This window comes from uncultured Halorubrum sp., assembly GCF_937146585.1.
GTDB classification, from domain to species: domain Archaea; phylum Halobacteriota; class Halobacteria; order Halobacteriales; family Haloferacaceae; genus Halorubrum; species Halorubrum miltondacostae.
Genome location: NZ_CAKZRO010000142.1, coordinates 32,514 through 58,416 on the forward strand (window position 1 = coordinate 32,514; position 25,903 = coordinate 58,416).

A 25,903-nucleotide genomic window follows, 5' to 3' on the forward strand; every position below is an offset into this window, starting at 1 on the left:
GCGCGGACCCCCGTGAAACCGCCACACGGCGGGCGGCTCGCGAAAGGAAACCCTTAAAATCCTACCCGCGCAACGACTGAATGCGCTCACCTGGGCCAATAGCTCAGTCAGGTTGAGCGCTCGGCTGATAACCGGGAGGTCCACGGTTCAAATCCGTGTTGGCCCACCTACAACGCGCACGGTCTTTGGCCGTGCGGGATTGGTGGGCTGGGACTCCCCAGCCACCCAATTCCGTCGTTTCAACCCGCTAGAGACATCGTTAGCGCGCCTAGAGCGGACGAAAGCCAAGCCGGGAGTTTCCACCGTCCCTTAATTTGCGTACGCCGATGTCACACTGTCGTCACGTCACTCACAGTAACGAGGAACCGAAAGCGGCTCCGGCGGGAGAGAACGTGGGAACACGCAGTCGTGTGCCTCTGACGTGGTGTGCCGAACACACCGACTCGTCGGAGGGGTTAAATGCGAGAATATTTGCTGGAATGTTGCCGCGCGCGCTCGCCGATGAGCGCCGAGTACTGCCCGGACACGACTCCGCGCTTGGGAGAGACGACCGTCGAGGAATCGAGACACCGAATTCGGCAGTGATACGGCGACCTTCGGACCAGTCGTCTCGAATTACTCAACGCTCCTGACTACGCTCGGAGCAGCAGTCACACGGCCGCGAGATGTAGACTCAGAGCTCGCGGTGACGGGAAGTCTCGGTTGGCGGAAGTCGGAGCGATTTATGTATCGGGCTCCCGTCCCACGACGCAGACGCGAGAGGGGCGCTTCGCCGCCCGAGTTATCATGGACCGAACCGACGAGGGCCCGGATCCCGACGACCTGCTCGAACCGGCGCTCACGGATCCGGAGTCGTACGACGCCGCGCGGACCGCTCGGTTGGTCGCGGCGTTGGAGCACGACGACGACGAGGTCCGACGAGCCGCGTCGTGGGCGATCCGGTTCGTCGCCGCGGAGACGCCGTCGCTCGTCGGCGACTGCGCGGGGCGGTTCCGTCGCGCGCTCCGCGACCCAGACGCCCGGCCGGCCGCCCTCCGGACGCTCGCGGTCGCGGCCGAACACGACCGGGAGGCGGTCGCCGACATCGTCGACGGAGCGGTCGAGGAACGGACGATCGACGGGGCCGTCGCGCGGCGGGTCGTCGCGGGATATCGGCCCGTCGATCCGACGGCCGACGGCTCGGTGGTCACGGACGAGGGAGACGAGACGGACGCGCCGACCTCGACGGCCGCAGTCGGGGAACGGGACGATTCCGAAGCGTCCTCGGCCGACGACGCGGCCGACGCGGATGACGCGGAGACGGCCGGCTACCCGCCGAGCGAACCGCCCACCAAGCCGCCGCGGCTCGATCGGTCGCTGACCGAGTACGAGCCGGACGCGGCGAGGGGGCGGCGGAGCGAATCGCCGGGCGAGCAGGTCCGGTTCACCGAGGGCGGCAGGGAGTTCACCGGGACGCACTGGCGCTCGGTGAGCGTCGGCGCCGCCGACGAGGACGAGTACCGGAGCGCGCTCGACCGCTGGCGTCGGATCGACGACCACGACGCCGTGGCGCGCGTCGTCGACGGCGGCACGCGACCGACGCCGTGGCTCGTCTCGGAGCGCGGCGGTCCGGACTCGCTCGCCGAGCGGCACACCCCGTTTCCGCCGTCGGAGGCCCGCTGGGTCCTGGCGCAGATCGCGGACGCGGTCCAGTACGCGCACGCCGCCGGCGTGGTTCACGGCGGGCTCCAGCCCGCGTCGGTCGCCTTCGTGAACGCCGTCGAGGACCCCGACGCGTGGGCGTACCCGCGGGTCGGCGACTGGGGGCTACGGGAGACGTTCGGCCCGAGCGAGGGGCGCTTCGAGCTCCCGCGTCGGTACGCCGCGCCCGAGCACGTCGCCCCCGACCGGTTCGGCCGCGTCGACGCAGCGACCGACATCTACGGGCTCGGCGCGCTCGGGTGCGAGCTGCTGACCGGCGGTGCGCCCGTTCGCGAGGAGCGGACCGCCGGCCTTCCGGAGGGGGTCGCCGCCGGGCTCCCCGCCGAGCTGTCGACGGTCCTCGCCAAGTGTCTCAAGCCCGCGAAGATGGAGCGGTACGCGTCGGCCGCCGCGTTCAAGCGCGAGCTCGCGGCGGGGGGTGACGATGCCTGAGACGGGAGTGGACGCCCTCGCCGGTCGCCTCGCGAGCGTCGGCCTCGTTCCGGGTGTCGGCGACGCCGTCCCGAGCGTCGTCGGCGCCGCGACCGTCCCCGTCGGCGGCGGAGTCACCCGGTTCGTGGCGGGGGTGCTCGTGCTCGTCGCGTGCCTCGGGACGACGCGGTACGCGCTGTTAAACGCGAGCCGGGAGCCCCACGACACGCTCGTCTGGCGGTACGTCGCGCTGTCGACGGCCGTCGGCGGCGCGTTCGCCGCCCTGACCGTCGTCGAGGCGGTCTCGACCGGCGTCGGGACGACCGTGCTGGCGTTCAGGCTCCTCGCGCAGCTGTTCTTCGCCGTCTTCCTCGCGCTGTCGCTGCGGGAGCTGTACTACGCGCAGCCGACGACGTCCACCGAGGGCGACCGGCTGTCGCTGTCGACGGCGCGGCGGGTGGAGACCGCGTTCATGCTGCTCGCGCTGGTCCAGTTCCCGATCGTCGTCTGGGTGGGGCCGACGGCGGTCGCGCGGGTGATCCTCGCGGTCGCGGCCGCCGCGTTCACGGTGTACGGCGTCTCGTTCGGCCACGCGATCCGGGCCCGGCGGGTGACCCAGGGGACGGTGCTTGACGCCACCGTGACGTACGCCATCGCCGTCCTGCTCTGCGTCGGCGCGGTCAGCGTCACGGAGGGCGCCGTCGTCGCGCCGGTGCCGCAGCCGGCGGTCGCCGGTGCGATAAACGTCCTCTTAGTGATGATCGGGTCGTTCCTGATCAGCCTGATAATCCGGCTGAAACGGAGCGCGGACGCGACGGGCGGTGCGCCGTAGCTCGACGGACGGTTCGCCGCGACGCGAACGGGGGACGAGCGCCGCTGCGGTCCGCTTCAGAGGTCCACCGGCGCGTCGGTCGCGGCGCTCTCGGCCAGCGCGTCGAGGACGCGCATGTTCTCGACGGCCGCCGCGCCGTCGGTCAGGGGCGTCTCGTCGGCGGCGACGCGATCGGCGAAGTGCTCCACTTGGAGTCGGTACTGGTCGACCGCCGGGAACGTCTCGACCCCGTTGCGGCCGTCGACCTCGTACCTCAGTTCCAGCCGCTCGTCAGCCGGGGCGTCGAACGCGTTCTCGACCTCGACCCAGCCGTTCGTCGCGTCCACGCGGTACCGCTCGACGTGTCGCGTGTCGAACCCGGACGCGACCCGCGCCGACCGGCCGTCGTCGTACGCCAGCACGCCCGCGAGCTCGGTGTCGACCCCGGCGTCGCGGGTGTCGCCCGCGTGGGCGTACGCCCGGTCGGGGACGCCGAGGACGGCGCGGGCCAGCGAGACCGGATAACACCCGACGTCCATCAGGGAGCCACCGGCGAGTTCGGGGTCGAGTCGGACGTCGTTCGGGCGGTCGTACAGCGGGAACCGGAACGTCGCGGTCACCGTGCGGACGTCGTCGAGCGCCGTCGCGGCGAGCTCCACGGCGCGTTCCGTCCGGGGGTGGTACCGGTACATGAACGCCTCCATCAGGGTGACCCCGCGGCGCTCGCAGTGGTCGACGACGTCTCGCGTCTCGGCGGCGTCGGCCGCCAGCGGCTTCTCGCAGAGGACGTCCAGCCCGGCGTCAGCGGCGCGCTTCGTCCACTCGGCGTGGAGTCCGTTTGGCAGAGGAACGTATACGGCGTCGAGGGCGTCGTCGTCGAGCAGCGCCTCGTAAGAGTCGTAACTGCGGGGGATCGAGTGGCGCGCGGCGAACGCCGCCGCGCGATCGGCGTCGCGGGACGCGACCGCGCCGACCGCGTGGTCGCTGGCGGCGATGGCCGGAACGACGGCCGTGTCGGCGATCCCCGCGGTGCCGAGGACGCCGAACTCGAGGCTGGCCGAGTCGGACGAGTGAGCGCTCATGTCCGCGGCGACGCGGTCCCACCTCAAGTGGTTTGGGTCCCCCGGCGCGGTGTTCGCTCGCCGGCGAGCGCCCGCGTCGACGCGAGATATATCCCTCTCCGAGCCCCATACGTGGTAGATGCGGTCCGACCCGCGAACGGCGCTCCGGCGACTCTACAGACAGGTGACTCCCATGGAAATCACACAGACGCAGGTACGCGAGTACGACCGCCGCGCGCCCGACGGCGGCGAGACCGAGACGGCGACGTTCGGCGTCGGCTGCTTCTGGGGGCCGGACGCGCAGTTCGGCGCGATGGAGGGCGTCGTCCGAACCCGCGCGGGGTACGCTGGAGGTACGAAGCGCGACCCGACGTACCACTCGCTGGGCGACCACACGGAGGTCGTCCAAGTCGAGTTCGACCCCGACCGGACGACGTACCGGGAGATCCTCGAACGGGTGTTCGCGTCGCACGACCCGCGGCGACAGACCCGGAAGGCGCAGTACCAGAACGTCGTGCTGGCCGAGAGCGCGGCCCAGCGGGAGGAAATCGACGAGTTCCTCGCGGGGCGCGGCCTCACCGCCGAGGGGATCGACACGCGCGTCGAGCAGCTGTCGCGGTTCTACCCCGCGGAGGACTACCACCAGAAGTACAAGCTCCGCTCCGCCTCGTCGCTGGTGGACGCGTTCGACGCGGCCGGATACGACGACGAGGACCTGCGCGAGTCGCCGCTCGCCGCCAAGCTGAACGGGTACGCCGCCGGACACGAGGTCGACGTCGCCGAGGAGCTCCCCGCGTCCGGGTGAGTTCGGAATGCGCCCGCCCGTCCGTTTGAAGTCGATTCGCGACCACGTTTTCCTATGGAACTCGCGCCGGGCGTACACGGGCTCCCGCTACACGTATCGATGGACGACCGCGAGGCGACGTTCAATCCGACCGCGGTCGAGACCCCGCGGGGGCTCCTCCTGATCGACGTCAGCTTGCCCGACGAGGTCGACGTTCTCGAAGCCGCGCTCGCGGACGAGGGGCTGGCCCTCGACGACGCGTGGGGGATCCTCGTCACGCATCAGGACGTCGACCACGCAGGCTGCCTGGCGACCGTCGCCGACCGGACCGACGCCGTCGTGTTCGCCCACGAGGTCGAGGCCCCGTACCTAGAGGGCGAGAAGGAGCTCGTCAAGTCCAGCGAGGAGCGACCGATGGCGATCGAGCCGACGACCGTCGACGTCCGACTGACGGGCGGGGAGACGTTCGCGACGGCGGCCGGGCCGATGGTAGTGGTCCCGACCCCCGGTCACAGCCCGGGACACGTGTCGGCGTACTTCCCCGACGCGGAACTGCTCGTCGGCGCAGACGCGCTCAACGTGGTCGACGGCGATCTCGTCGGGCCGCGCCCGGAGGTGACGCAGGACCTCGAGACGGCGCGCGAGAGCGTCGTGACGCTCGCCGACCGCGACGTGGCGGAGACGTTCTGCTTCCACGGCGGGCACGTCGAGGCCGGGACGGAGCGCATCGCGGAGATCGCGGCCGAGCGGTAGCCGTCGCGCCGCGAGCCGACGAGCGGAGTGCGGCGCGATCCGTGTCTTCAAGCCCGACCGGCCGTCACAATTCGTCGTGGACGCGAACGAACTCTCGCTCCGGTCGTACGACCCCCGCGACGACGCGGCCGTGTGGGCGCTTCACGAATGGGCGATGCGGGAGACAGGCGTCGACCCGTCCGACATCCCCGGGACCGACGACCTGCGGTCCGTGACGGCGTCGTACCTCGATTCGGGGGGCGCGTTCGTCGTCGGCGTCGTCGACGCCGATCCGTCGTCGGGCGAACTGCCGGGGGACTCGACGTCGGCACGCGAGGTGGACGAGCTGGCGACGCACGACGGGACGCTCGCCGCGATGGGCGGGTACGTGCCGAACGAGGCCGGGCACGGCGACGAGCGCGACCGATCCGGTGCCGCGGAGCTCCACCGGATGCGCGTCGCGCCGCCGTCCCAGCGCCGCGGCTACGGGCGCGCGCTGCTCGACGAACTGGAGCGGCGGGCCGCCGCCGACGGGTTCGAGACGCTCCTCGCGACGACGTCGACCCGGCAGTCCGCGGCGCTCGACTTCTACGCGAGTCGGGGGTACGAGCGGGCGGCCACCTCGGCCGCGGGCGCGTACGAACTCGTTCACTTCGAGAAGGAACTCTGAGGCCCACTCCGGGGGGAGTCCCCGGAGACGGCGAGTCACCCGGAGAGGTCGAAGTGCTCCGCCGCCGTCTGCATGTCCTTGTCGCCGCGGCCGCAGAGGTTGACTAACAGCGTGTCGTGCCGGTCCTCTTCGGCCAGCTTGGCGGCCAGCGCGAGGGCGTGGGCCGGCTCCAGCGCCGGGATGATCCCCTCGGCCTCGCTCAGTTCGCGGAACGCGGCCAGCGCCTCGTCGTCGGAGACCGCGTGGTACTCCGCGCGGCCCATCTCCTGGAGCGCGGCGTGCTCCGGGCCGATGGCCGGGTAGTCGAGGCCGGCCGAGATGGAGTGGTTCTCGGTGTCGTCGCCGATCGTCTTCGTCTTCATCCCCTGGAAGATCTGCGGCTCCTCCTGTTTCGTCTTCGACAGCGGGGCCGAGTGGTTCGCGTCGTCTGTGCCGCCCGGTTCGGCGCCGTAGAACATCACGTCGTCGTCCTTGAACGCGTGCCAGAGGCCGATCGAGTTCGACCCGCCGCCCACGCAGGCGACGCACGCGTCGGGGAGGTCGCCGTGGAGCTCCTGGATCTGCTCGCGGGCCTCGGTCCCGATGACGGACTGGAACTCGCGGACCATCCGCGGGAACGGGTCGGGGCCGACGACGCTGCCGACGAGGTAGTGCGTCGAGTCGACGTGCTCGGCGAAGTCCTCCAACGCGGCGTCGACCGCCTCCGCGAGCCCCTCGTTGCCGCGGTCGACCGGCTCCACGTCGGCGCCCATGAGGCGCATCCGGAACACGTTCATCTCCTGGCGCTGCATGTCGTGCCGGCCCATGTAGACGGTCGTGTCGAGGTCCAGCAGGGCGCCGACCATCGCCGTCGCGGTGCCGTGCTGGCCCGCCCCGGTCTCGGCGATCAGGCGGTCCTTCCCGGCCCGCTTCGCCAGCAGCGCCTGCCCGAGCGTGTTGTTGAGCTTGTGCGCCCCGCCGTGGAGCAGGTCCTCGTGTTTGAGGTAGATGTCCGCCCCGTACCGCTCGCTGAGCGTCTCCGCGTAGAAGACGGGCGTCGGCCGCCCCGCGAAGTGTTCGAGCAGGTCGCGGAACTCGGCCATGAACTCCTCGTCCGCGACGGCCTCCTCGTACGCCGCCGCCAGCTCAGCCAACGGTTCCTCCAGCGGTTCCGGGACGTGTCGGCCGCCGAACTCGCCGAACTCGCCTGACGTACCCATGCGAAACGGGTGTGGCCGCGGCTCAAAAAAGACGAGGGAACCCCCGGGCGCTGCCGCGGTCGCGACGCCCGCCCGTGGCCAACGATTTGTGTCGCGGCCGAGACGGTGGCGTATGGACCGGTTGGTCTGTTACGACTGCGGCGAGACGTCCCCCGCCGGCGAGGCGGCCCGCTGCGCGTGCGGCGAGCCGCTCTGGTTCGACACCGACGGGACCGAGTTCTCGTGGCCCGACGCGAGCGACGGTGATGGCGGGGTCCGACTCGGACGGGACTTCCTCTGGCGCTACGAGTCCGTCCTGCCCGCGTCGCCGCCGGGCGGTCTCGCAGCCGCCGCCGGGGGCACGCCGCTGTTCCGCGCGCCGTCGGTCGAACCGGCGGACGGCCCGCGGATCCACCTCAAGGTCGAGGGGACCAACCCGACGGGGAGCTTCAAGGACCGCGGGACGGCCGTCGGCATCGGTCGCCTCGACGGCCCGGTCGGGACCGTCTCGCACGGCAACATGGCGCTGAGCGTCGCCGCGCACGCGGCGGCGCTCGACCGGGAGGCCGTGATCCTCGTCGCCGAGGACACCCCGGACTCGCGGCTCGCGATGATCGCCCAGCACGACCCGCACCTGTTCCGGGTCCGCGGGGAGTACGGGCGGCTCTACGAGGACACGCTCGAGCATGACCTCGGGGTCGCCTTCCTCAACTCCGACGCCCCGCTCCGGGTCGCCGGCCAGAAGACGGTCGCGTACGAGATCTGCGAGGCGTTCGCCCCCGACGCGCCCGACGCGATCGTCCTCCCGGTCAGCAGCGGCGGACAGGCGAGCGGGGTGTGGAAGGCGCTCCGCGAGCTGGACGCGGCCGGGTTGCTCCCGGCGGTCCCGCGGATCTACCTCGCGCAGGCCGCTCGGTGCGACCCGATCGCGCGGGCGTTTCGGCGGGGCGACGCGCGCGTCGAGCCCGTGGAGGGCGAGCCAACGGCGGCCGTCTCGATCAACAACGCCGACCCGCCGAGCGGGACCCGGGCGCTGGCCGCCGTACGAGCGACCGACGGGGCCGTCGTCTCCGTCTCGGAGGAGGCGATGCTCGCGGAGACTGAACGGCTCGCCGCCGACGCCGGGGTCTCCGTCGAGCCGTCGTGCGCGGTGGCGACCGCCGCGGTCCGGAAGCTCGCCGCGGCCGGCGAGTTCGGGCCCGAAGACGACGTCGCCGCGATACTGACCGGGTCGGGGTACAAGTACGGGCCGAGCGAGGCCGACGGCTCGACCGTCCGAGAGGTCGACCGCGCCGACGTGCCGGACGCCGTCCGCGAGATCGTGTCGTGAGCGCTCGAACGCGGCCACATCGTTCGACGAGACGGGCGGTGTCGTCTCAGTACCCCGCCAGCGTCTCGTCGCGGGCGTCGGCGAGATGTCGTCTGATGTCCGCCTCGCGCCAGCCGACGGGGGACAGCACGCTCTCGACGGCCCGCACGGCGGCGTCCTCGTACCACTCGGCGTCGTATCGGTCGCCGTCCTCGAACGCCAGTCGGACGCGGGCCGCGCCGCGCGCGTCCGCGTCGACGACCACGTAGCGGACCGTCTGCCCCGGCGCGATCTCGGTCCCTTCGATCCGCGCCCGCTCCAGCGCGGCCGCGGTGAGCGTCTCCATCGTGTAGTCGCCGACGGCCTTCGACACGCGGGTGTCGACGACGAGGTCGGCGGGGTCGACCTCGCCCCCGCGGAGGTCGCGGAGCCGGCGGCGGAGGGCGTCGCAGACCGCCTCCGGCGACCGCGTCTCGTCGAACGCGCGGAGCGCGGCCCGCTGGACCGCCTCGACCCACGCCGCGGTCGAGCGCTGGCGGCCCTCGATCCCCCGGGTCTTGATCGCATCGCCGAGGCCGGTCTCCGGGTACTCCTCTCCGCGTCGCTTTCCGAAGTATCGGGTCAACGCTCCCGATCCGGAGTCCCGGGTCGGACAGAACGCCGTCCAGTCGAACGCGCACTCGTACTCCAGTTCGACGCCGGTCTCGCGACTGATCTCGTCGGCCACCGCCGGGAGCGGCCGCTGCGCGCGACCCTCGGCCGGCGTCACCCAGAGGGAGTCGACGATCCCGTGGAGGACGCGCCAGCCGGCGTCTTCCAGGGCGGCCTTCGCGTCGAGCAGGAGCTCGCGGGCGAACGCGTTGATCGCCTCGTGGCACTCGATGCGGCCGAACTTCGCGTTGCTGAACCCCTGGTAGCCGAAACAGGAGACGAGGATCCACTTGATCGCCGACGAGGCGGCCTCGAGGCGCTCGCGCTCGTCGCCGTCGGCGTCGGCGAGGGCCGCCTTGATCTCGCTCCGCGCGTCGATGAGCGGGCCGAGCACGTCGGGCAGGTAGCCGTCGCGGTCGCAGATCGAGTAGCCGAGCCCCGGGACGTCGTCGGTGTCGCAGCAGCCGCACCGCACCGTCTCGGGCGAGACGTTCCGCGTCCGGATGACGTTCGGGTACAGCGACGCGAAGTCGAGCTCGTGGACGTCCTCGTGGACGCCCACGTCGGGGGCGAGCGTCGTCCCGCCGCGGTCCGCGTCGTCGAGCGTCGAGGCGGGCTTGAACAGCTCCGGCCGCCACGCCCGCCAGGGGACGCGCACGTCGCGGCGGCGCGCCTCGCGTATCTGGATCGCGGTCAGCACGCGCCCGATGGAGGCCCAGCCGAGCTCCTGGAGCGGCAGCCCGGAGCGCGAGACGAGGTCGAGACACCCCGCCAACCCCGACTCGCGGTGGAAGAAGGAGTTCGACTCGTCGACGAGGACGCGGCCGGGCACCGCGTACCGCGCCGGCGAGTGGCCCACCCGCCCGTAGGAGGTGTACGTCGACTCGCCGGCGAGCTTCGTATATCCCGGTCGCCGGCCGAGTTCGAAGTCGACCCCGGCGGCGTCGGCCGCCTCGAACAGCAGCGGAACGAGGTCGGCGGTCGAGACGACCAGCACGTCGGGGTCGCGGTCGTCGAGGACCGCTCGGACGCCCGCGACGACCTCGCCCGGCGACGAGCCGACGGGGTCGCCGTCCACGGAGAGCCGCGGCAGCGACTCGACGCCCGACGCGTGGCGGGGGAGCGTCAGGCGCATCGCCCGGAGGTCGCGGACCGACCGGTCGGGGCCGGCAGGCACGGCCGCGTCGAGGCAGTAGCGCAGCTCCCGCGTCAGGTCGACGTCGTAGCAGGTGTACGCGCTGGGGCGGTCGAACCGCCGCACGCGCCTCGCGATTGTCCGGACGGCGTCGATCGACGCCGCGTCGACGCGCAGGAGCGGACGGGCCGCCGTGCGGAACGTCTGCCGGTGCGACTCGACGCCGAGGTCGGCGACCGCCGCCTGCCCGTCGAGGAACGACCGGAGGGAACACAGCGCGTCAGAGAGCCCGTCGCGGGCGGGCGGCGTCGGGTCGGGGCCGCCCGCGCGGCCGTAGAGGTCGTCGACCGGGTCGCCGACGAACAGCGTCGGTCGGTACCCCTCGCGCACGTCGCGCTCGACGCCGTCCGGCGCGAGCCGCCACTCGGCGACGCGCCCGTCGCCGAGGTGGTCGACCGTGAGGACCACGGCTACGCGTCGGCGAGCCGGTCGAGCCGCGACTCGAGCTCGGCGATGCGGCGCTCCTGTTCGAGCGCGATCGACAGCCACACGGCCGCCAGCGGGTCGGCGTGGTTGTGGTTGCCCGCGGCGTCCGCGCGGTCGCGGGCGTAGCCGAACAGCCGGTCGAACCGGCGCTGGTCCGCGCGGCGCAGCGCGCGGCGGAACGATCCCCAGTCGTCCTCGACCGCCGCCAGTCGGTCGCGGTACGTCGGGTTCGTCCGCCCCATCAGCGGACCCCCGGCGCGGCCGTCTCGCGGTCCGGAGTCGCCGCGCCGTGGAGCCGGGCGCGGTGCGCGAGCACCTCGCGCCAGTACGCGAGCGTCGTCTGGAGCCAGCCGTCCGCCCCGCGGTAGACGAGCGTCTCCGTCTCGCCCGCGGCGTCCGCGAAGCGCGGGCCGAACGACGTCGCCCGGCACGTGAGGTGCGCCTCGGCGGCGCGGCGGAGCGGGCGCGAGAACTCGTCCGCCTCGCGGCGCGTCACGAGGACGGGCGCGTCGTGGACGCGGGCGACCCGCGCGACCGACGCGACCGCGCGGACGAACATGTCTCCGGCCAGTTCGCGGTCGACGTCGGCGGCGCGGTAGCGCGCGTCGAGGCCGGTCGCGAGGACGACCGACGGCGAGTCGCGGGCCGCGAGCCGCCCCGCAAGGCGGTCGAGGAGCGCCGTGTGCTGGTGCGCGGTGAACCCGCGGGCCACCTCGACGCGGTCGAGCACGCGGTCGGCCGGCGCGAGTTCGCGGAGGCGCGTCGTGTTCGCGCGGTTCGCGCCGTCGACCCAGAACGCCGGGCCGTCGCTCCCGAGCACGCGGTCGAGCAGCAGCGCCTGGACGGGCGTGACGCCGAGGTCGTCGTCGACGTCGACGAGCGTGACCCCCGGCGAGAGCTCCGGGAGGTCGGCGGGCGGTCGGTCGGAACGAGTGGACATGGTAGGGACGACAGGGAGATTGGTAAAATGGGTGAGCCATAGGTGGGCGGTGAAAGTGGAAGTGGCGCGTGGCGGGTGGGTCGTCACGGCAAGTCCAGAGACGATCGACGTGCCGACGAGTAGTGTGAAGGCACACTAATTCTATCACGGACACTCACATACCCCCGAGTATGGACAGCGAGCGTGTCGACTCGGAGAGCGCGGTCTCGTGGAACCAAGCGAACATTCCCGCCCACATTCGCCGGGAGCTGGAGATCGATGACGGGACACGCTCCGGTGGCAGATCGAGGACGACGGCACGGTTCGCGTCCGGATCGTTCAACAGCGCAGCGGGACGTTCGCTGACTTCGCCGGGTACGACGGCGGCCGAGAGACGGACGTCGAGACCGAGCACGACGCCTGGGGCGCCGACCCCGAGTAGATGCCTCGGGCGCTGGTCGACACGACCGTGCTCTTCGCGGCGGCTACCGTCGGGACGGCGCGCATGGCGACGCGCTCCCGATCCTCAGGGGGATCGACGCCGGAGAGCTCCCGGAGGCGGTAATCGTAGACTACGTGCCCGCGGAGACGCTCGACGGCCTGACGACGCACGTGGGCCACGACGCCGCCGTCGACTTCCTCGACCGGGTGGAGGAAAACGCGCGGCTCCACGCCGAGTCGCTGACGGCGGACGCGTTCGCGACCGCGAAGGGCCTCTTCCGGCGACACGAGGGGTTCTCGCTCGTCGACGCGTGTCTCGTCGCGTACATGCGGGCCGAGGGGATCGATTACCTGTACGCGTTCGACGGCGGCTTCGACGCCGCCGACGGAATCTCGCGCCTCGACGTCGAGCCGAACCGAACGCTCGCCGAATGCGACGTGTTCGCAGGCCCCACTACGCTTAACCGGTCTGGGCGAGTCATTTCGATCGATCATGAAGAAACTGATCAACGACCCGGACGACGTCGTCGACGAGATGCTCGACGGGATGACCGCGACGTATCCCGACCGCCTGCGACGCCTGCCGGACACGCAGGTGGTCGTCCGCGACGACGGGCCGGTCGACGACAAGGTGGGAATCGTCACCGGCGGGGGCAGCGGCCACGAGCCGACGCACGCGGGGTACATCGGCGATGGGATGCTCGACGGCGCGGCCGCGGGCGACGTGTTCTCCTCGCCGACCGCCGACGAGTTCGAGGCGCTGATCGGCGCCTGCGACGCCGGCGACGGCGTCCTCGCGGTGATCAAGAACTACGAGGGCGACGTGATGAACTTCGAGACCGCCATCGAGCTCGCGGAGATGGAGGGCGCCGAGGTCGAGAGCGTCGTCGTGGACGACGACGTGGCGGTCGAGGACTCGCTGTACACCTCCGGCCGCCGCGGCGTCTGCGGGACGATCCTCGTCCACAAGGTCGCGGGCGCGAAGGCCGCGCAGGGCGCCGACCTCGGCGAGGTCAAGCGCGTCGCCGAGAAGGTGGTCGACAACGTCGGCACGATGGGCACCGCGCTCACCTCCTGTGTCACCCCGGAGAAGGGCGAGCCGACCTTCGACCTGAGCGACGACGAGATCGAACTCGGCATCGGGATCCACGGCGAGCCGGGCACGGAGCGCACGGAGACGATGCCCGCCGACGAGATCACCGAGCACCTGACCGAGGCGGTCCTCGACGACCTCGACCTCGACGAGGGCCAAGAGGTGCTCACGATCGTCAACGGCATGGGCGCGACGCCGCAGATGGAGCTGTTCGTCGTGAACCGCCGGCTACAAGAGCTGCTCGGCGAGCACGGCTTGGAGACGTACGACGCGTGGGTCGGCGACTACATGACCTCGCTGGACATGGCCGGCGCGTCGATCACGGTCTGCGCGGTCGACGACGAGCTGAAGGAGCTGTTCGACGCGCCGGCCGACACCCCGGCGCTGACGACGAAATGACCGAGGACGGGGCGGCGGCCGTCGCGGCCGTCGCGGCCGTCGCCGAGCGCATCGAAGCGGAGCGCGACCACCTGACCGAACTCGACTCCGCGATCGGGGACGCCGACCACGGCGGGAACATGGCGCGCGGCTGGGCCGCGGCGGCCGAGGCCGCGCGCGACCTCGACGACCCCGATACCGGGACCGTCGCGAAGACGGTCGGCAAGACGCTGATGAGCGAGGTCGGCGGGGCCTCCGGCCCGCTGTTCGGCGGGTCGCTCGTGTTCGCGGCGGCGGAGCTCGACGGCGGCGTCGACGCCGAGACCGCCGTGGCGTTCGCCGAGACGTACCTCGAGAAGGTCGAGGACCGCGGTGACGCGCGCGTCGGCGACCAGACGATGGTGGACGCGCTCACGCCCGCGGTCCACACGTTCAAGAAGTCGATCGAGACCGACGACCTCCCGCCGATCGAGGCGCTCGCGAAGGCGGTCGACGCCGCGGAGCGCGGCGTCGCGTTCACCGTCCCGATCCGCGCGCGGAAGGGGCGCGCCTCCTACCTCGGCTGGCGCTCGGTGGGCCATCAGGACCCCGGCGCGACGAGCACGCTGTTCATCCTCGAAGAGCTGCTCGCCGTCGCCGCTGACCGACTGGGCGTCGACGCGCCGGAGACGGACGCGACGTCGCCGACGATCCCGGACGAGGACCCCGACGAAGGGGCCTCAGAGGACGACTGATGGTCGGGATCGTCGTCGTCTCGCACAGCGAGCGCGCCGCCGAGGGGATCTCGGAGATCGCCGCCGAGATGGCCGGCGACACTCGCATCGAGCCGGTCGGGGGCGACGGGCAGGGCGGGATCGGCACCGTCCCCGACGCGATCGAGGCGGCGATCGACGCCGCGGCCGGCGGCGACGAGGGCGGCGACGCGGGCGACCTCGACCCGGTCGTCGTCCTCGTCGACCTCGGCAGCGCGGTGATGAACGCGGACGTCGCCGTCGAGTTGAGCGACGCGGAGGCGACCATCGCCGACGCGCCCGTCCTCGAGGGCGCGGTCAACGCGGCGGTCGCGGCCACCGACCCGTCGGCCACGGTCGAGTCCGTGCGCGAGCAGGCGGAGGCGGCCCGCGACGTCGACAAGCTCTGACCTCGGGGCCGCGGCGAGCGCCCGGGCGGGCCTACGCCCCGCGCTGGTCGAGCCCCAAGACGTCGAGCACCTCGGCGCGCGTCTCGCAGGCGACCGCGTCGGCCGCGAGCGACCGCGCGGCGGCGGCGTCGACCTCGCGGGCCCGCCGTTTCACGTCTGGGACCGTCACCGCGCTCATGCTGAGTTCGTCGAAGCCCAGTCCGACGAGTAGCTCCGTCAGCGCCGGGTCGCCGGCCATCTCGCCGCACATCCCGACCCACGCGTCGGTCCCCCCGACGGCCGCGGTCGTGCGGTCGAGCGCGCGCAGCACCGCCGGGTGGAGCGGGTCGTGGTGGTCGGCGACGGCGTCGTTGCCGCGGTCGGCCGCCATCACGTACTGCGCGAGGTCGTTCGTCCCGACGCTCAGGAAGTCGAGGCGCTCGGCGAGCGCGTCCGCGAGGAACGCCGCCGCCGGCGTCTCGACCATCGCGCCCAGCTCGGGCACCGCGTGGGAGACGCCCTCGTCGGCGAGGTCGGCGGCGACCGACTCGACTGTCGCGACCGCGCGCTCGACCTCCTCGACCCGCGTGACGAGGGGGAACATCACGGCGAGCCCGTCGCCGTGCTCGGTCGCCGCGGCGCGGAGCAGCGCCCGGAGCTGCGTCCCGAAGAGGTCGCCGTGCTCGCCGAGCGACAGGCGGATCCCGCGCCGCCCGAGGAACGGGTTCGGCTCGTCCGGCAGGTTGAGGTAGGGGACCGGCTTGTCCCCGCCGACGTCGAGCGTCCGGACGACGACGCGGTCGTCGGGGAACGCCGACAGCGCGGCCGTGACCGCCTCGAACTGCTCGTGCTCGGTCGGTGCCGCCTCGCGGTCGACGAAGAGGAACTCGGTCCGGAACAGCCCGATTCCGTCCGCCCCGCGCTCGGTCGCCGGGGCCAGTTCGGCCTCGCCGCCCACGTTGGCCGCGACCTCGACCGGGCGACCGTCGGCCGTCTCGACGCGCTCGCGGACCGCCTCCGGGCCGGACTCGACCGCCGCGGCGCGGCGCGTCTCGTCGGGGTCGACGACGACCGTGCCGGCCTCCCCGTCGACGAGGAGGGTCTCCCCCGTCGCGATCGATTCGAGATTCGGGCCGACGCCGACGACCGCGGGGATCGCGAGCGACCGCGCGATGATCGCGGCGTGGGAGGTGCGACCGCCCTCGACCGTCGCGATCCCGGCGACCGCGTCGGGGTCGAGCGCGGCGGTGTCGCTCGGGGTGAGCCGCTCCGCCAGCAACACCGTCCCCTCGGGGAGCGCGCCGAGGTCCGGGGGCGAGCGGGCCGCGGCCGATCCCAGTGACTCGCCCGAGTCGGGGCCGGACGTCGCGTCCGCTTCGCCGGCCCCGACGAGGAGCGCGCGGAGCAGGCGGTCGCGGACGTCCCGCAGGTCGTCGGCGCGCTCGGCCATCCGGCCCTCCATCCCCTCGAACTGCGCGACCGCCCCGTCGAACCGGTCGGCGACGGCGTGTGCCGCGGGCGTCCCGTCGCGGATCGCGGCCTCGACGTCGTCGATTATCGTCGGGTCGTCGAGGAAGCCCTCGTGGGCCTCGAACACCGCCGCCTCGTCCTCGCCGACGCGCTCGGCCGTCCGGTCGCGGGCGTCACGCAGCGCTTCGCGGACCGCGTCCCGGGCCGCCTCGTACCGCGCTAGCTCCGCACCGGGATCGACGGACGCCGGGTCCGGGCGGTCGGGGAGCGTCAGGTCGGCGTCCGGGCGGTACCAGCGCGCCGCGCCGACGCCCGACCGAGGCGTGCTGCCGATCCCGTCGAGCGTCCTCACGGCGCGTCCTCCGTGTCGTCGCCCGCGCCGTCGGGGGACTCCTCGACCGGACTCGTGAGCAGCTCGCAGACCGCGTCGAGCGCCGCCTCGGCGTCCGGCCCCTCGGCGACCACGCGGACCGACTCACCGTGCTCGACGTTAAGCCCGCTCACAGAGAGCATGCTGTCGGCGCGGACGAGCCCGTCGTCGTCGCGGCCGATCGACACCTCTGCGTCGAATCGGTTCGCCGTCTGTACCAGCTTCGAGGCGGGTCGGGCGTGGAGTCCGGCTTCGGGTTCGACGGTGACGGTCCGTTCCATACGGGGCCGTTCGACGCCGGTCGATAAGAGCTGATCGGGCGTTCAAGGGGCGGCCTGCTTCGTCGAGATCAGCTCGATCACGTCGCGGTGGGAGAGCTCGTTGTCGGTCCCGACCTGCCGGCCGCTCCGGCAGTCGGTGCCGTGGAGGAGCCCCTCGCCGATGTCCGAGTGGATGTGGTACGCGAAGTCCTCGGTGGTCGACCCCTCGGGGAGGATGAAGCAGTCGCGGAAGACGCCCTTCTCGTCACTGCTCCCGTTCGCGGAGCCGGGGAAGACGGCGATACAGCCCAGCACGTCGAAGACGGCGGCCTCGAGCGCGCCCTGGACGCCCGTCCCGTCGTACTCGGCGACGAACTCGCCGATCTGATCGAGGCCGGCCTTCTGCTCGCCGGAGACGTCGCCGACGACCTCGAACGCGTCGTCGCCGGGCGTGTAGTCGACGACGCCGGCGTCGTCCGCGTTTTTGAGGGCTTTCTCCGCGTGGGCGCTCGCTGGGACGAACGAGAGGTGGTCGTAGTCGGGGTCGCTCGTGATCTCCGCCCAGTTGGCCTGCGCCTCGGGCGTGTCCATCTTGTTGGCGGCGATCACCATCGGCTTCGTGCGCTTGCGGATCTCGCGGGCCAGTTCGACTCTGTCCGTCTCGTCCCAGGTGTCCGGGTCGAGTTCGAGCTCCTCGGCGAGGATGACGCGCTTCATCCGGTCCTTGTCGATGCCGAACGCGGACATCTGGTCGGCGAGCTCCTCCTCGATCGCCGCGTCCGCGCCGTGGTAACGCGTCTCGAACTTCTCTAAGCCCTTCTCCAACACGTCGAGGTACCACGCGTCGAGCTCCTCCTCTAAGAAGTCGATGTCCTCACGGGGGTCGTGGCCCTCGGTCGCCTCGCCCTCGATGTCGGTCTTCCCCGAGAAGTCGACGACGTGGATCAGCACGTCGGTCTCGTTGAGGTCGGTGAGGAACTGGTTGCCGAGGCCGCGCCCCTCGTGTGCGCCCGGGACGAGCCCGGCGACGTCGACCAGCTTCACGGGGACGAACCGCGTCCCCTCGCGGCAGACGCCGACGCTCGGCGTACACGTCTCGTCGAACTCGGGCGCGGCGCAGTCGACGCGGACGTACGCCTCGCCGACGGTCGGGTCGATGGTGGTGAACGGGTACGCGCCCTCGGGCACGTCGTTCATGGTCGCGGCGTTGAAGAACGTCGACTTCCCCACGGAGGGCTTGCCGACGAGACCGATCCGGTAACTCATTACCATCGGTGCGCGACGCGGCGTAAAAAGCGATGCGAGACGCGCCGTGGCGTGGGGATCGGTGACGAAGAACGTCGGCCGGGGGCGCCGGCGAGAAACCGGCAAGAACAAAGGGTTATCAGTGGTCGGATTCATGCTACACGTGAACATGCCCCTATATGATCGGATTCTGGTCCCGACCGACGGCTCCGAAGAGGGGGAGCTGGCGGTGTGTCACGCGCTCGACCTCGCCGCGGTCCACGGGGCCTCGGTGCGCGCGATCTACGTGGTCGACACCGCGCGGTACGCCGGGATGCCGATGGAGACAACGTGGGAGGGCGTCGGCGACCTTCTGTACGACGACGGCGAGGCGGCGCTCGAGACGGTGTGCGAACTCGCCGCCGACCGCGGGGTCGACGTCGAGACGTCCGTCGTCGACGGCTCGCCGAGCCGCGAGATCATCACCCACGCCGAGCGGGCGGGCTGCGACCTCGTCGTGATGGGGACCCACGGGCGCGGCGGGATCGACCGCCTGCTCCTCGGCAGCGTCGCGGAGAAGGTGGTCCGGGGCTCGTCGATCCCGGTGTTGACCGTCCGGATCGGCGAGGACGGCGAGGTCGCGACCGCGGCGGAGTCGGCGACCGCCGGGACCGAGGTCGACGAGTCGGCGGCCGCTCCGGGAACCGAAGCGGACGGCTCGGTATCGGACGCGACGGAGACCGGGTAGCGGGCCGGGCCGGAGCGACCGGCTCACGCCGCGTCGCGGAGGTGTTCGCAGTCGCCCGCGTGGACGCGCTCGCGACCCTCGTCGGTGTCGACCACGAGCGCGCCCGGCTCCGCCACGTCGACCGCGGTTCCCTCCACGACCCCGTCGGCGGTGTCGACCCGGACGCGCCGGCCGAGCGTGCTCGCCCGCTCGCGCCACGCGGAGAGGACCTCGTCGAGCGCGCCGGGCGAGGCGGTCAGCGCCGCGTAGCGTTCGAGCAGCGTCGCCGCGAACCGCCGCCGGTCGATCGGGCCGCCGCGCTCCGCCGACAGCGACGTCGCGCCCGCGGGCAGCGTCTCGGGGTCGATGTTCGCGTTCACGCCGACGCCGACGACGAGCCAGCCGACCCGGTCGGCCTCGCCCTCCATCTCCGTGAGGATCCCCGCCAGCTTTCGGCCGCCGCGACCGGTCGGGTCGTCGTCCGCCGAGCCGCCGCCGTCGCCCCCGACGAGGACGTCGTTCGGCCACTTGATCCGCGCGTCGACGCCCGCCTGCCGGGCGGCGTCGGTCGTCGCCACCGCGGCCGCGAGGGTGAAGAGCGGCGCGCGCGCCGTCGGCACGTCGGGTCGCGTCAGGACCGAGAGCCAGACGCCGCCGCTCGGCGCGACCCACTCGCGGTCGAGCCGGCCCCGGCTCCCGGTCTGCTCGTCGGCGACCACGGCGACGTCGGCGGCCCCCTCCGCGGCGAGCTCGCGGGCGCGCTCGTTCGTCGACGCGATCCGGTCGTGGTACGCCACGGAGTACGGGGCGTCGAGTCCGAACGCGATCCCCGGCCCGGAGTAGCCCGGGTCGTCGGGGGCGACGTACCCCTCCGAGGTCGACTCGACCGCGAACCCGTCCTCGCGGAGCCCCTCGACGGCCTTCCAGACCGCCGCCCGGGAGACGCCGAGCGACTCGGCGAGGGCGGGCCCGGAGACCGGGCCGTCGTCGGCAGCGAGGGCGTCGAGCAGCGCGCGCCGCGTGTCCATACCGCCCGATCCGCCGCCCGGGCCGAAAGCCGTTCCGGGTCCGAGACGCTTTGTGCCCGGCGCGCGAAGCGTCGCACATGACCGAAGCCGACCGCGACGGCGAGCGCGGACGAGCAGACGGCGGGCCCGAGACGGTCCCGCTCGTCGTCGTCGACGGCGACGAGCGCGTCGAACTGAGCGTGGAGCGCGGTCGCAACCTCCGCCGCGCCCTGCTCGACGCCGACCTGTCGCCGTACGCGGCCGCGACGCGCCGATTGAACTGCGGCGGGCGGGGGATCTGTGCCACCTGCGGCGTCCGCGTCCGCGAGGGACCGGTGGCCGACCACTGGCACGACCGCCTCGCCGAGCGGTTCGGCTACCCGCGGCTCTCCTGTCAGATCGCGGTCGACCGCCCGACGACGGTCGCGCTCGTCGACAAGCGCGTGTGGGGCGGGCGGCGGCCGAGCGACGGCGAGTAGGCCCGCGACCGGCGGCCGGGGACACCGCGTTTCCGGTGAAACGGCGAACGGTAGCGCGTCACACGCGACCGCGCGGCGGCGACCGGCGCAAAAGCCAAGTCCGCGGGCCCGAACCGTTCGGTATGCAACCCTCCAAGGAGCGCGAGTCGTCCGAGGACGACCCAATGGACGACCTCGACGACCTCCTCGACGACGACCTGGCGGGCGGCGAGGGTGACTCCGACGCCGACGCAGGCGCCGGCGGCGTCGCGACCCCCGAGTCGACGGCGGGGAGCGAGGCCGGCTCCGGGGACGCCGGCCGGATCGGCGCCTCGGGGCGGTGGTTCTCGGCGAAGGCGTTCGGCCTCGCGCTCGTCACGGTCGCGGTCGGCGTGTTCGTCGGGAGCCTGATCCCGCTCATCGGAGGGACGGTCGGGACCGCGGGCGGCGTGTTCCTCGCCGCGTTCCTCCTCGGCATAGTGCTGTCGACGCGCCGGTACGCCGAGACGGGGGTCGCCGGGGCCGCCGCGGGCGCGACGAGCGCGGTGACGAGCGTCCTCGGCGTCGGCTTCCTCCCGATCGGGATCGACTACCTCTCGCAGTGGGGGCTCCCGCTCGTCGCGGTCGGCGGCGGGGTCGGCCTCGCGCTCGCGCTCCTCGGACACTACTTCGGCCGGGACCTCCGCGCGGGACTGAGCCGGGACGTCGAGGGCTGACCGGTCGGCCGCGGGCGCTCTTCCGATGGGGTCGAGTCCCCGAGCGCTACCCGAGCAGGCGGTCGAGTCCGACGTAGTCGGCGATCTCCTCGCGTTCCAGGGCGAGGAAGCCGGCGAGGATCGCGACGAACCCGATCAGCGCCTCGGCGTCGACGAGGTGCCCGAGCAGGGCCCAGCTGCCGACCGCGGCGACGACCGGCTCCGCGTAGCCGACGAGGTGGAGCTGCGACGGCCCCACGGCGTCGAGCAGCGCGAAGTACAGCAGGAACGCGACCACGCCGGAGAGCAGCGTCAGGTACGCGAGCGAGGCGATCGCCGTCTGGTTCCAGACGATCGCGGCGGGCGATTCGCCGATCGCGACGGCGGCGACCAGCAGCTGCCCCGCCCCGATCACCATCGCCCAGCCCTGGAGCGCGGCGACCGGGAGGTCGGTGCGGAGCGGACGCAGAAGGACGGCGCCCAGCGAGAAGGCGACGGTGGCGACGAACGCGAGCGCGACGCCGACGACGGCCGCGCTGCCCAGCCCGGCGGCGGTCGGGTCGGCGATCACGACCACCCCGACGATCCCGAGCGCGAAGCCGCCGATCTCGACGGGGCCGAGGCGCTCGTTCGGGAGGAGCGCGGCCGCGAAGACGGCGGTCAACACCGGCGCGAGACTCACGACGACCGCGGCGACAGCCCCGGAGATCCGCACCTCGCCGAGGTAGAGGAAGCCGTGGTACGCCGCGATCACGAACGTGCCCGCGACGGCGACGCCGAGCCATTCGTCCCGGTCGCGCGGGAGCCACCGGTCCGCGGCGACCGCGGCGTAGCCGAGCACGACCGCGCCGGCGACGACGTACCTGACGCCTGCGAACAGCAGCGGCGGGAAGTAGTGGAGGCCGGCTTCGATGGCGACGAAGGAGGTTCCCCAGAGCGTCGCGAGCAGCAGGAACGCGGCGACGATCGCTTCCGGAGTGGAGAGGAGGTTTCTGAGATTCACTGGATAGCAGTTCGAAATACGCAGAGATAGTTAAACTATACTTTCGAATTGGCCGCAATTCGGGATGAAGAATCAGACATACGAATCAGATCCGATTCGAGCCCCGAACCGCGCCCACATCTTGGAGCAGAGTCCAACCCTGTCGGCCGACATATACAACCGGTCGGGGGTCGATCCGGGGGTATGGACGAGCGCGACGTGCGGCTGTTGAAGGCCATCTCCGACCTGGGGACCGGGAGCCCGGAGCGACTCCACGAGGAGACGGGCATCCCGGTGTCGACGATCCACTACCGCCTGAACAACCTCCGCGAGGACGGCGTCATCGAGAACGACCTGTACGACCTCGACCACGAGGCGCTCGGGCTCGGCGTCACGGTCATCGTCGAGGTGCTCGCGAGCTACGAGGGCCCGTACGAGGAGTTCGCGGACGAGCTGCTGGCGGTCGAGGGCGTCACGGAGGCGTTCTTCACGATGGGGGAGACGGACTTCGTCGTCCTCGCGCGGCTCTCCTCGTCGGACACCGTCGAGCGGCTGATCAGCGACTTCGAGGCGATCCCGGAGGTCGAGCGGACGAACTCGACGTTCACCATCGCCGCGCTGCGCGACGAGTCGCGGGCGCCGGCGACGTACGACCTCGACACGCTGATCGAGGAGCTAACGGACTGACCCCGGGACTCAATCCGTATCCGGGACCAGCGAGGCCCCGACCGAGCGCTCGACGTACAGGAGCGCGACGAGCCCCAAGATTACGACCCCGTAGGCGACGGCGGCGAACAGCGCGTCCTGCGTCGTCGAGTACTCCGAGGTGCGGAAGATGATCACCTTTCGGACCATGGCGATGACGCCGGTGTAGATCACCAGCCTGACGATCCGCCGCGTGTCGCTCTGCTCGATGTACGCGACGACCGTCTGGTACACCTCGACGATGATCAACAGCAGCAGGCCCGTCTCGATGAAGCTGATGACCACGTCCGGGTCCGTGATCTCTCCCGTCGGGACGGACTCCACGATCTGGAGGGCGAGGTCGACGACGCCGATGCCGAACAGGAGCGCGAACAGCGCCGCGGCGGCGAGTTCGACGCCGTGGACGAACCGGCTCGTCGCGTCGGAGACCCGTTCACTGCGCGTACGCGGGGCGGACGGGCCGTCGGCCTCGTCGATGGTGAGCGAGTCGGTCGAGCGATCGGTCGCGGACGAGTCGTCCATCGAGTGTTCCTCACACTGTCAGACGGCCCCGCGACACGTAAAGAACGGGGGAAACTACGTCCGGATCGGGGAACGAAATTCGTCGCCGCCCGAGATCGCTACGACCGTTTTCCGATCTCCTCGCGCAACACGTCGGAGACGACCTCCCCGTCGGCCTTCCCGCGAAGCGCGCCCATGGCCTCGCCCATGAGCCCGGAGAACGCGCCCATCCCCTCGGCCTCGATCTGGTCGGCGTTGCGCTCGACGACCTCGACGACCGCCTCGCGCACTTCCGTCTCGCTCACGCCAGAGAGCCCCGCGTTCTCGACGGCCTCGGCCGCCGACAGGTCGGGGTCCTCGGCGAGCGTCGTCAGCACCTCGGGGACGCCCTCCTTCGCGAGGTCGCCGTCCTCGACGAGGTCGAACAGCGCGAGGAAGTGGTCGTCGGTGAGGTTCTCGACGGGGGCCCCGTCGCGGCGGATCTCCGTCGTCGTCGACTCCAGCGTCGTCGCCGCGAAGGTGGGGTCGACGCCGCGTTCGATCGCCGCCTCGAACAGGGGGAACCGCTGGCCGAACGCGACCTGCTCGGCGAGGCCGGCGTCGAGCCCGAACTCGTCGGCGTACCGCGCCGCCTTCTCGTCGAGCAGTTCGGGGGTCTCGACGTCCGACGGGTCCGGCTCGACCGGCGGCACGTCGGTCTCGGGGTACATCCGCGCGGCGCCCGGGAGCGGCCGGAGGTAGCGGGTAGTCCCGTCGTCGTTCGCGCCGCGTGTCTCCTCGGGGACGCCCTCGATGGCGATCTCGGCGCGCTCCGCGGCCGCCTCGATCGCGAGGTCGGCGGTCTCGGGGTCGGCCGCGACGATGGCGACCGCGTCCGCCTCGCCCGCGCCGACCGCGTCGCGCAGCGCCTCGACCTCGGCCTCGGTCACGCCGTACGCCGGCAGCTCGTCGGTGTGGAAGATGCCGCCCGCGCCGTGGCGCTTCGCGTGGTCGGACAGCTCCGTGCCGAGCCGGCGGTCGGGCTGGATCTCGCGGCCGACGAGGCCGTCGAAGCCGTAGAGCGGCACCGCCGTCACCTTCCCGCCCGAGTCGAGCGCGCCGCGGACGACGCCGGACTCGGTGTCGGCGAACACGTCGGTCGCGTCCGTCACGTCGCCGACGCTCGCGTCGCGCTCGCGGAGCTCGTCCCGGATCTCTAGGAGTTCGGCCTGTCGGCCGACCTCGCCGCGGACGATGTCCTCGATCCCTTGGAGGTCCTGAACGCCCTTCACCTCGACGCGGGCGCCGTCGGCGATGGAGACGTTCACGTCCTGGCGGATGGTGCCGAGGCCGCGCTTGACCGCGCCGGTCGAGCGCAGCAGCATCCCGATACGCTCGGCCGCCTCCCGCGCGCCCTCGGGGCTGCGGATGTCCGGGCCCGTGCCGATCTCGACGAGGGGGACGCCGAGGCGGTCGAGCGAGTAGACGACGCCGTCCTCGGTCTCCTCGACGCGCTTCGCGGACTCCTCTTCGAGCATGAGGTCGACGACGGACACGGAGCCGGACTCGGTCTCGATCTCCCCGTCCTGACCGAGCAGGATGGAGCGCTGGAAGCCGGAGGTGTTCGAGCCGTCGATGACGAGCTTCCGCATGACGTGCGCCTGGTCGACGACGGAGAGGTCGAGCAGGTCGGCGATCTGGAGCGCCACGGCGAGCGCCTCGTCGTCGACGCGACGGGGCGGCTCGTCGTCCTCCTCGACGAGACAGGTCGTGTCGTACGCGAGGTAGGTGAACTCGCGGTCGACGCGGCTCTCCTCCATCGCGGCGTCGTCGAGCTCGCCCAGTTCGCTCTTCGTCGGGTGGAGCTGACGGGTGATCTCGCGGGCGGCCTCGTCCGGGTCGCGCTCGACGGTCGGGGAGTCGCAGAACAGCTTCGTCTCCGTGTCGAGCTGCTGGTGGATCTCCAGCCCGGCGACGAGCCCCAGTTCCTCGTAGTCGTACTCGGGGGTCGCGTCCGTACTCATTACGCCACACTCCGACGGCGCGCGACTAAAAGGGTGGCAGTTCGCGCGGGCGATGCGGATCGAGATCACCGAGGTTGTTGGTAAATGACCAGGCGGTGGCGCGTGCCGGTGAGCGGCCACAGGCCGCGAACCGCACGCGCGAGGGAGTCAGTCGGTCGGAGCGAAGCGGAGGCCGACTGACGAAGCTGGGGAGGCGTGAGGTGCGGTGCCGTGCGGGGTGGGACTCAAAGGGGCAGCCTCCCGGCTGGGGCTTCGGAGGTGGCAACCGTCGATCCGAAATCAACGGCTCGGTTGAGATCCTCAACCGGTGAGATGTTCTTGGAGCCGCGCTGAATGTAGCGCGCAAGTCGGTCTCCGAATTTCCTGTTAACAAGTGACAAATATAAGAAAACTTATGACATCGTGTACCCTCTACTGTTTGATTATGTATTCAGAGAAACGCAACAACCACCGAAATACTGTGCCACGTCCGACCATCAGCCGCCGGTCACTACTCGCAGCGAGCGGGGTTATCGTAGTTGGGGGACTCGCTGGCTGTCTGAATCAAGTTGCGTCGTCAGTGACGGACACGGGCTCGTCGCCTGCGGCAGTGTTCGCAGGGACAGACTGGAATGATGATGA

25 protein-coding genes, 1 tRNA gene and 2 pseudogenes are annotated in these 25,903 nt (G+C 71.9%); 16 read left to right on the forward strand and 12 right to left on the reverse strand.

What is annotated here, in order from left to right; translation table 11 throughout:
* Positions 1-92 precede the first annotated feature (92 nt).
* The 3 genes from Q0116_RS11890 to Q0116_RS11900 all read left to right on the forward strand — a co-directional run bounded on the left by Q0116_RS11890 (position 93) and on the right by Q0116_RS11900 (position 2,944).
* A tRNA-Ile gene (locus Q0116_RS11890) sits at positions 93-166 on the forward strand.
* A 620-nt stretch (positions 167-786) separates the two neighbouring features.
* Positions 787-2,133, forward strand: a complete 1,347-nt coding sequence (locus Q0116_RS11895) for a hypothetical protein (protein WP_297888530.1) — start codon at positions 787-789, stop codon at positions 2,131-2,133.
* Positions 2,126-2,944: a hypothetical protein gene (locus tag Q0116_RS11900; RefSeq protein WP_297888533.1), complete on the forward strand. Its 819-nt coding sequence runs from the start codon at positions 2,126-2,128 to the stop codon at positions 2,942-2,944. Before Q0116_RS11895 ends, Q0116_RS11900 begins: the two co-directional genes overlap by 8 nt.
* 56 nt (positions 2,945-3,000) lie before the next feature.
* Here the strand turns inward: Q0116_RS11900 and Q0116_RS11905 are convergent, their stop codons facing one another.
* Positions 3,001-4,005: a Gfo/Idh/MocA family protein gene (locus tag Q0116_RS11905; protein ID WP_297888536.1), complete on the reverse strand. Its 1,005-nt coding sequence runs from the start codon at positions 4,003-4,005 to the stop codon at positions 3,001-3,003.
* A 172-nt stretch (positions 4,006-4,177) separates the two neighbouring features.
* Here Q0116_RS11905 and Q0116_RS11910 point away from each other — a divergent pair, with 172 nt between their 5' ends.
* The 3 genes from Q0116_RS11910 to Q0116_RS11920 all read left to right on the forward strand — a co-directional run bounded on the left by Q0116_RS11910 (position 4,178) and on the right by Q0116_RS11920 (position 6,170).
* The gene (locus Q0116_RS11910; RefSeq protein WP_297888539.1) at positions 4,178-4,789 is read left to right on the forward strand and encodes a peptide-methionine (S)-S-oxide reductase; all 612 of its coding nucleotides are present in this window, start codon (positions 4,178-4,180) and stop codon (positions 4,787-4,789) included.
* Positions 4,790-4,843: 54 nt separating this feature from the next.
* Positions 4,844-5,521 (forward strand): MBL fold metallo-hydrolase, encoded by a 678-nt coding sequence (locus Q0116_RS11915; protein ID WP_297888542.1) that lies wholly within the window; start codon positions 4,844-4,846, stop codon positions 5,519-5,521.
* Between the two features lie 76 nt (positions 5,522-5,597).
* Positions 5,598-6,170, forward strand: a complete 573-nt coding sequence (locus Q0116_RS11920) for a GNAT family N-acetyltransferase (protein WP_297888546.1) — start codon at positions 5,598-5,600, stop codon at positions 6,168-6,170.
* Between the two features lie 35 nt (positions 6,171-6,205).
* On the opposite strand, the gene trpB is transcribed toward Q0116_RS11920, so the two are convergent.
* Positions 6,206-7,369, reverse strand: coding sequence for a tryptophan synthase subunit beta (gene trpB / locus Q0116_RS11925; protein WP_297888549.1), 1,164 nt, complete (start codon positions 7,367-7,369; stop codon positions 6,206-6,208).
* Positions 7,370-7,481: 112 nt separating this feature from the next.
* Here trpB and Q0116_RS11930 point away from each other — a divergent pair, with 112 nt between their 5' ends.
* Complete coding sequence (locus Q0116_RS11930) at positions 7,482-8,678, forward strand: pyridoxal-phosphate dependent enzyme (RefSeq protein WP_297888552.1); 1,197 nt, start codon at positions 7,482-7,484, stop codon at positions 8,676-8,678.
* A 46-nt stretch (positions 8,679-8,724) separates the two neighbouring features.
* Here Q0116_RS11930 and Q0116_RS11935 read toward each other — a convergent pair whose 3' ends face one another.
* From Q0116_RS11935 to Q0116_RS11945, 3 genes are read right to left on the reverse strand one after another with little or no spacing between them, the layout of a single operon-like run.
* Positions 8,725-10,911: a type B DNA-directed DNA polymerase gene (locus Q0116_RS11935; RefSeq protein WP_297888555.1), complete on the reverse strand. Its 2,187-nt coding sequence runs from the start codon at positions 10,909-10,911 to the stop codon at positions 8,725-8,727.
* 2 nt (positions 10,912-10,913) lie between these two features.
* Positions 10,914-11,171 carry a hypothetical protein gene (locus Q0116_RS11940; protein WP_297888558.1) on the reverse strand — a complete coding sequence of 86 codons (258 nt, stop codon included), beginning with the start codon at positions 11,169-11,171 and terminating at the stop codon, positions 10,914-10,916.
* Positions 11,171-11,869 (reverse strand): hypothetical protein, encoded by a 699-nt coding sequence (locus tag Q0116_RS11945; protein ID WP_297888561.1) that lies wholly within the window; start codon positions 11,867-11,869, stop codon positions 11,171-11,173. The genes Q0116_RS11940 and Q0116_RS11945 overlap by 1 nt, the downstream gene beginning before the upstream one ends.
* A 170-nt stretch (positions 11,870-12,039) precedes the next feature.
* Here Q0116_RS11945 and Q0116_RS11950 point away from each other — a divergent pair.
* The 5 genes and pseudogenes from Q0116_RS11950 (at position 12,040) to Q0116_RS11970 (ending at position 14,901) form a co-directional block, all read left to right on the forward strand.
* Positions 12,040-12,290: pseudogene (locus tag Q0116_RS11950) on the forward strand (AbrB/MazE/SpoVT family DNA-binding domain-containing protein).
* Positions 12,291-12,694 (forward strand): annotated as a pseudogene (locus Q0116_RS11955) (PIN domain-containing protein); the annotation flags it as partial. It abuts the pseudogene before it with no gap.
* 88 nt (positions 12,695-12,782) lie between these two features.
* Positions 12,783-13,781, forward strand: a complete 999-nt coding sequence (dhaK, locus tag Q0116_RS11960) for a dihydroxyacetone kinase subunit DhaK (RefSeq protein ID WP_297888564.1) — start codon at positions 12,783-12,785, stop codon at positions 13,779-13,781.
* Complete coding sequence (dhaL, locus tag Q0116_RS11965; RefSeq protein ID WP_297888597.1) at positions 13,778-14,494, forward strand: dihydroxyacetone kinase subunit DhaL; 717 nt, start codon at positions 13,778-13,780, stop codon at positions 14,492-14,494. The genes dhaK and dhaL overlap by 4 nt, the downstream gene beginning before the upstream one ends.
* Positions 14,494-14,901 carry a PTS-dependent dihydroxyacetone kinase phosphotransferase subunit DhaM gene (locus Q0116_RS11970; RefSeq protein WP_297888567.1) on the forward strand — a complete coding sequence of 136 codons (408 nt, stop codon included), beginning with the start codon at positions 14,494-14,496 and terminating at the stop codon, positions 14,899-14,901. The genes dhaL and Q0116_RS11970 overlap by 1 nt, the downstream gene beginning before the upstream one ends.
* Positions 14,902-14,932: 31 nt before the next feature.
* Here the strand turns inward: Q0116_RS11970 and ptsP are convergent, their stop codons facing one another.
* Genes ptsP through Q0116_RS11985 form a run of 3 tightly spaced genes read right to left on the reverse strand, consistent with a single transcriptional unit; the run spans position 14,933 to position 18,246 of the window.
* Positions 14,933-16,702, reverse strand: coding sequence for a phosphoenolpyruvate--protein phosphotransferase (ptsP, locus tag Q0116_RS11975; protein ID WP_297888570.1), 1,770 nt, complete (start codon positions 16,700-16,702; stop codon positions 14,933-14,935).
* Positions 16,699-17,001, reverse strand: a complete 303-nt coding sequence (locus Q0116_RS11980) for an HPr family phosphocarrier protein (RefSeq protein ID WP_297888573.1) — start codon at positions 16,999-17,001, stop codon at positions 16,699-16,701. The genes ptsP and Q0116_RS11980 overlap by 4 nt, the downstream gene beginning before the upstream one ends.
* Positions 17,002-17,043: 42 nt before the next feature.
* Positions 17,044-18,246, reverse strand: a complete 1,203-nt coding sequence (locus Q0116_RS11985) for a redox-regulated ATPase YchF (protein ID WP_297888575.1) — start codon at positions 18,244-18,246, stop codon at positions 17,044-17,046.
* A 148-nt stretch (positions 18,247-18,394) separates the two neighbouring features.
* On the opposite strand from Q0116_RS11985, the gene Q0116_RS11990 reads away from it, so the two are divergent.
* Positions 18,395-18,952: a universal stress protein gene (locus Q0116_RS11990; RefSeq protein ID WP_297888600.1), complete on the forward strand. Its 558-nt coding sequence runs from the start codon at positions 18,395-18,397 to the stop codon at positions 18,950-18,952.
* Between the two features lie 23 nt (positions 18,953-18,975).
* Here Q0116_RS11990 and Q0116_RS11995 read toward each other — a convergent pair whose 3' ends face one another.
* The gene (locus Q0116_RS11995) at positions 18,976-19,959 is read right to left on the reverse strand and encodes a biotin--[acetyl-CoA-carboxylase] ligase (RefSeq protein WP_297888577.1); all 984 of its coding nucleotides are present in this window, start codon (positions 19,957-19,959) and stop codon (positions 18,976-18,978) included.
* 77 nt (positions 19,960-20,036) lie between these two features.
* Between Q0116_RS11995 and Q0116_RS12000 the strand changes: the two genes are divergently transcribed.
* Positions 20,037-20,417: a 2Fe-2S iron-sulfur cluster-binding protein gene (locus Q0116_RS12000; protein WP_297888579.1), complete on the forward strand. Its 381-nt coding sequence runs from the start codon at positions 20,037-20,039 to the stop codon at positions 20,415-20,417.
* A gap of 122 nt (positions 20,418-20,539) precedes the next feature.
* Positions 20,540-21,112 (forward strand): hypothetical protein, encoded by a 573-nt coding sequence (locus Q0116_RS12005; protein WP_297888582.1) that lies wholly within the window; start codon positions 20,540-20,542, stop codon positions 21,110-21,112.
* A gap of 46 nt (positions 21,113-21,158) precedes the next feature.
* Here the strand turns inward: Q0116_RS12005 and Q0116_RS12010 are convergent, their stop codons facing one another.
* Positions 21,159-22,094, reverse strand: a complete 936-nt coding sequence (locus Q0116_RS12010) for a DMT family transporter (protein ID WP_297888585.1) — start codon at positions 22,092-22,094, stop codon at positions 21,159-21,161.
* A gap of 183 nt (positions 22,095-22,277) precedes the next feature.
* On the opposite strand from Q0116_RS12010, the gene Q0116_RS12015 reads away from it, so the two are divergent.
* Entirely contained in the window at positions 22,278-22,760 is a 483-nt protein-coding gene (locus Q0116_RS12015; protein WP_297888587.1) for an Lrp/AsnC family transcriptional regulator, read from the forward strand.
* A 9-nt stretch (positions 22,761-22,769) separates the two neighbouring features.
* Here Q0116_RS12015 and Q0116_RS12020 read toward each other — a convergent pair whose 3' ends face one another.
* Positions 22,770-23,300: a phosphate-starvation-inducible PsiE family protein gene (locus Q0116_RS12020; protein ID WP_297888590.1), complete on the reverse strand. Its 531-nt coding sequence runs from the start codon at positions 23,298-23,300 to the stop codon at positions 22,770-22,772.
* A gap of 98 nt (positions 23,301-23,398) precedes the next feature.
* On the reverse strand, positions 23,399-25,282 hold the full coding sequence (gatE, locus tag Q0116_RS12025) for a Glu-tRNA(Gln) amidotransferase subunit GatE (RefSeq protein WP_297888593.1): 1,884 nt from the start codon (positions 25,280-25,282) through the stop codon (positions 23,399-23,401).
* Between the last annotated feature and the right edge of the window lie 621 nt (positions 25,283-25,903).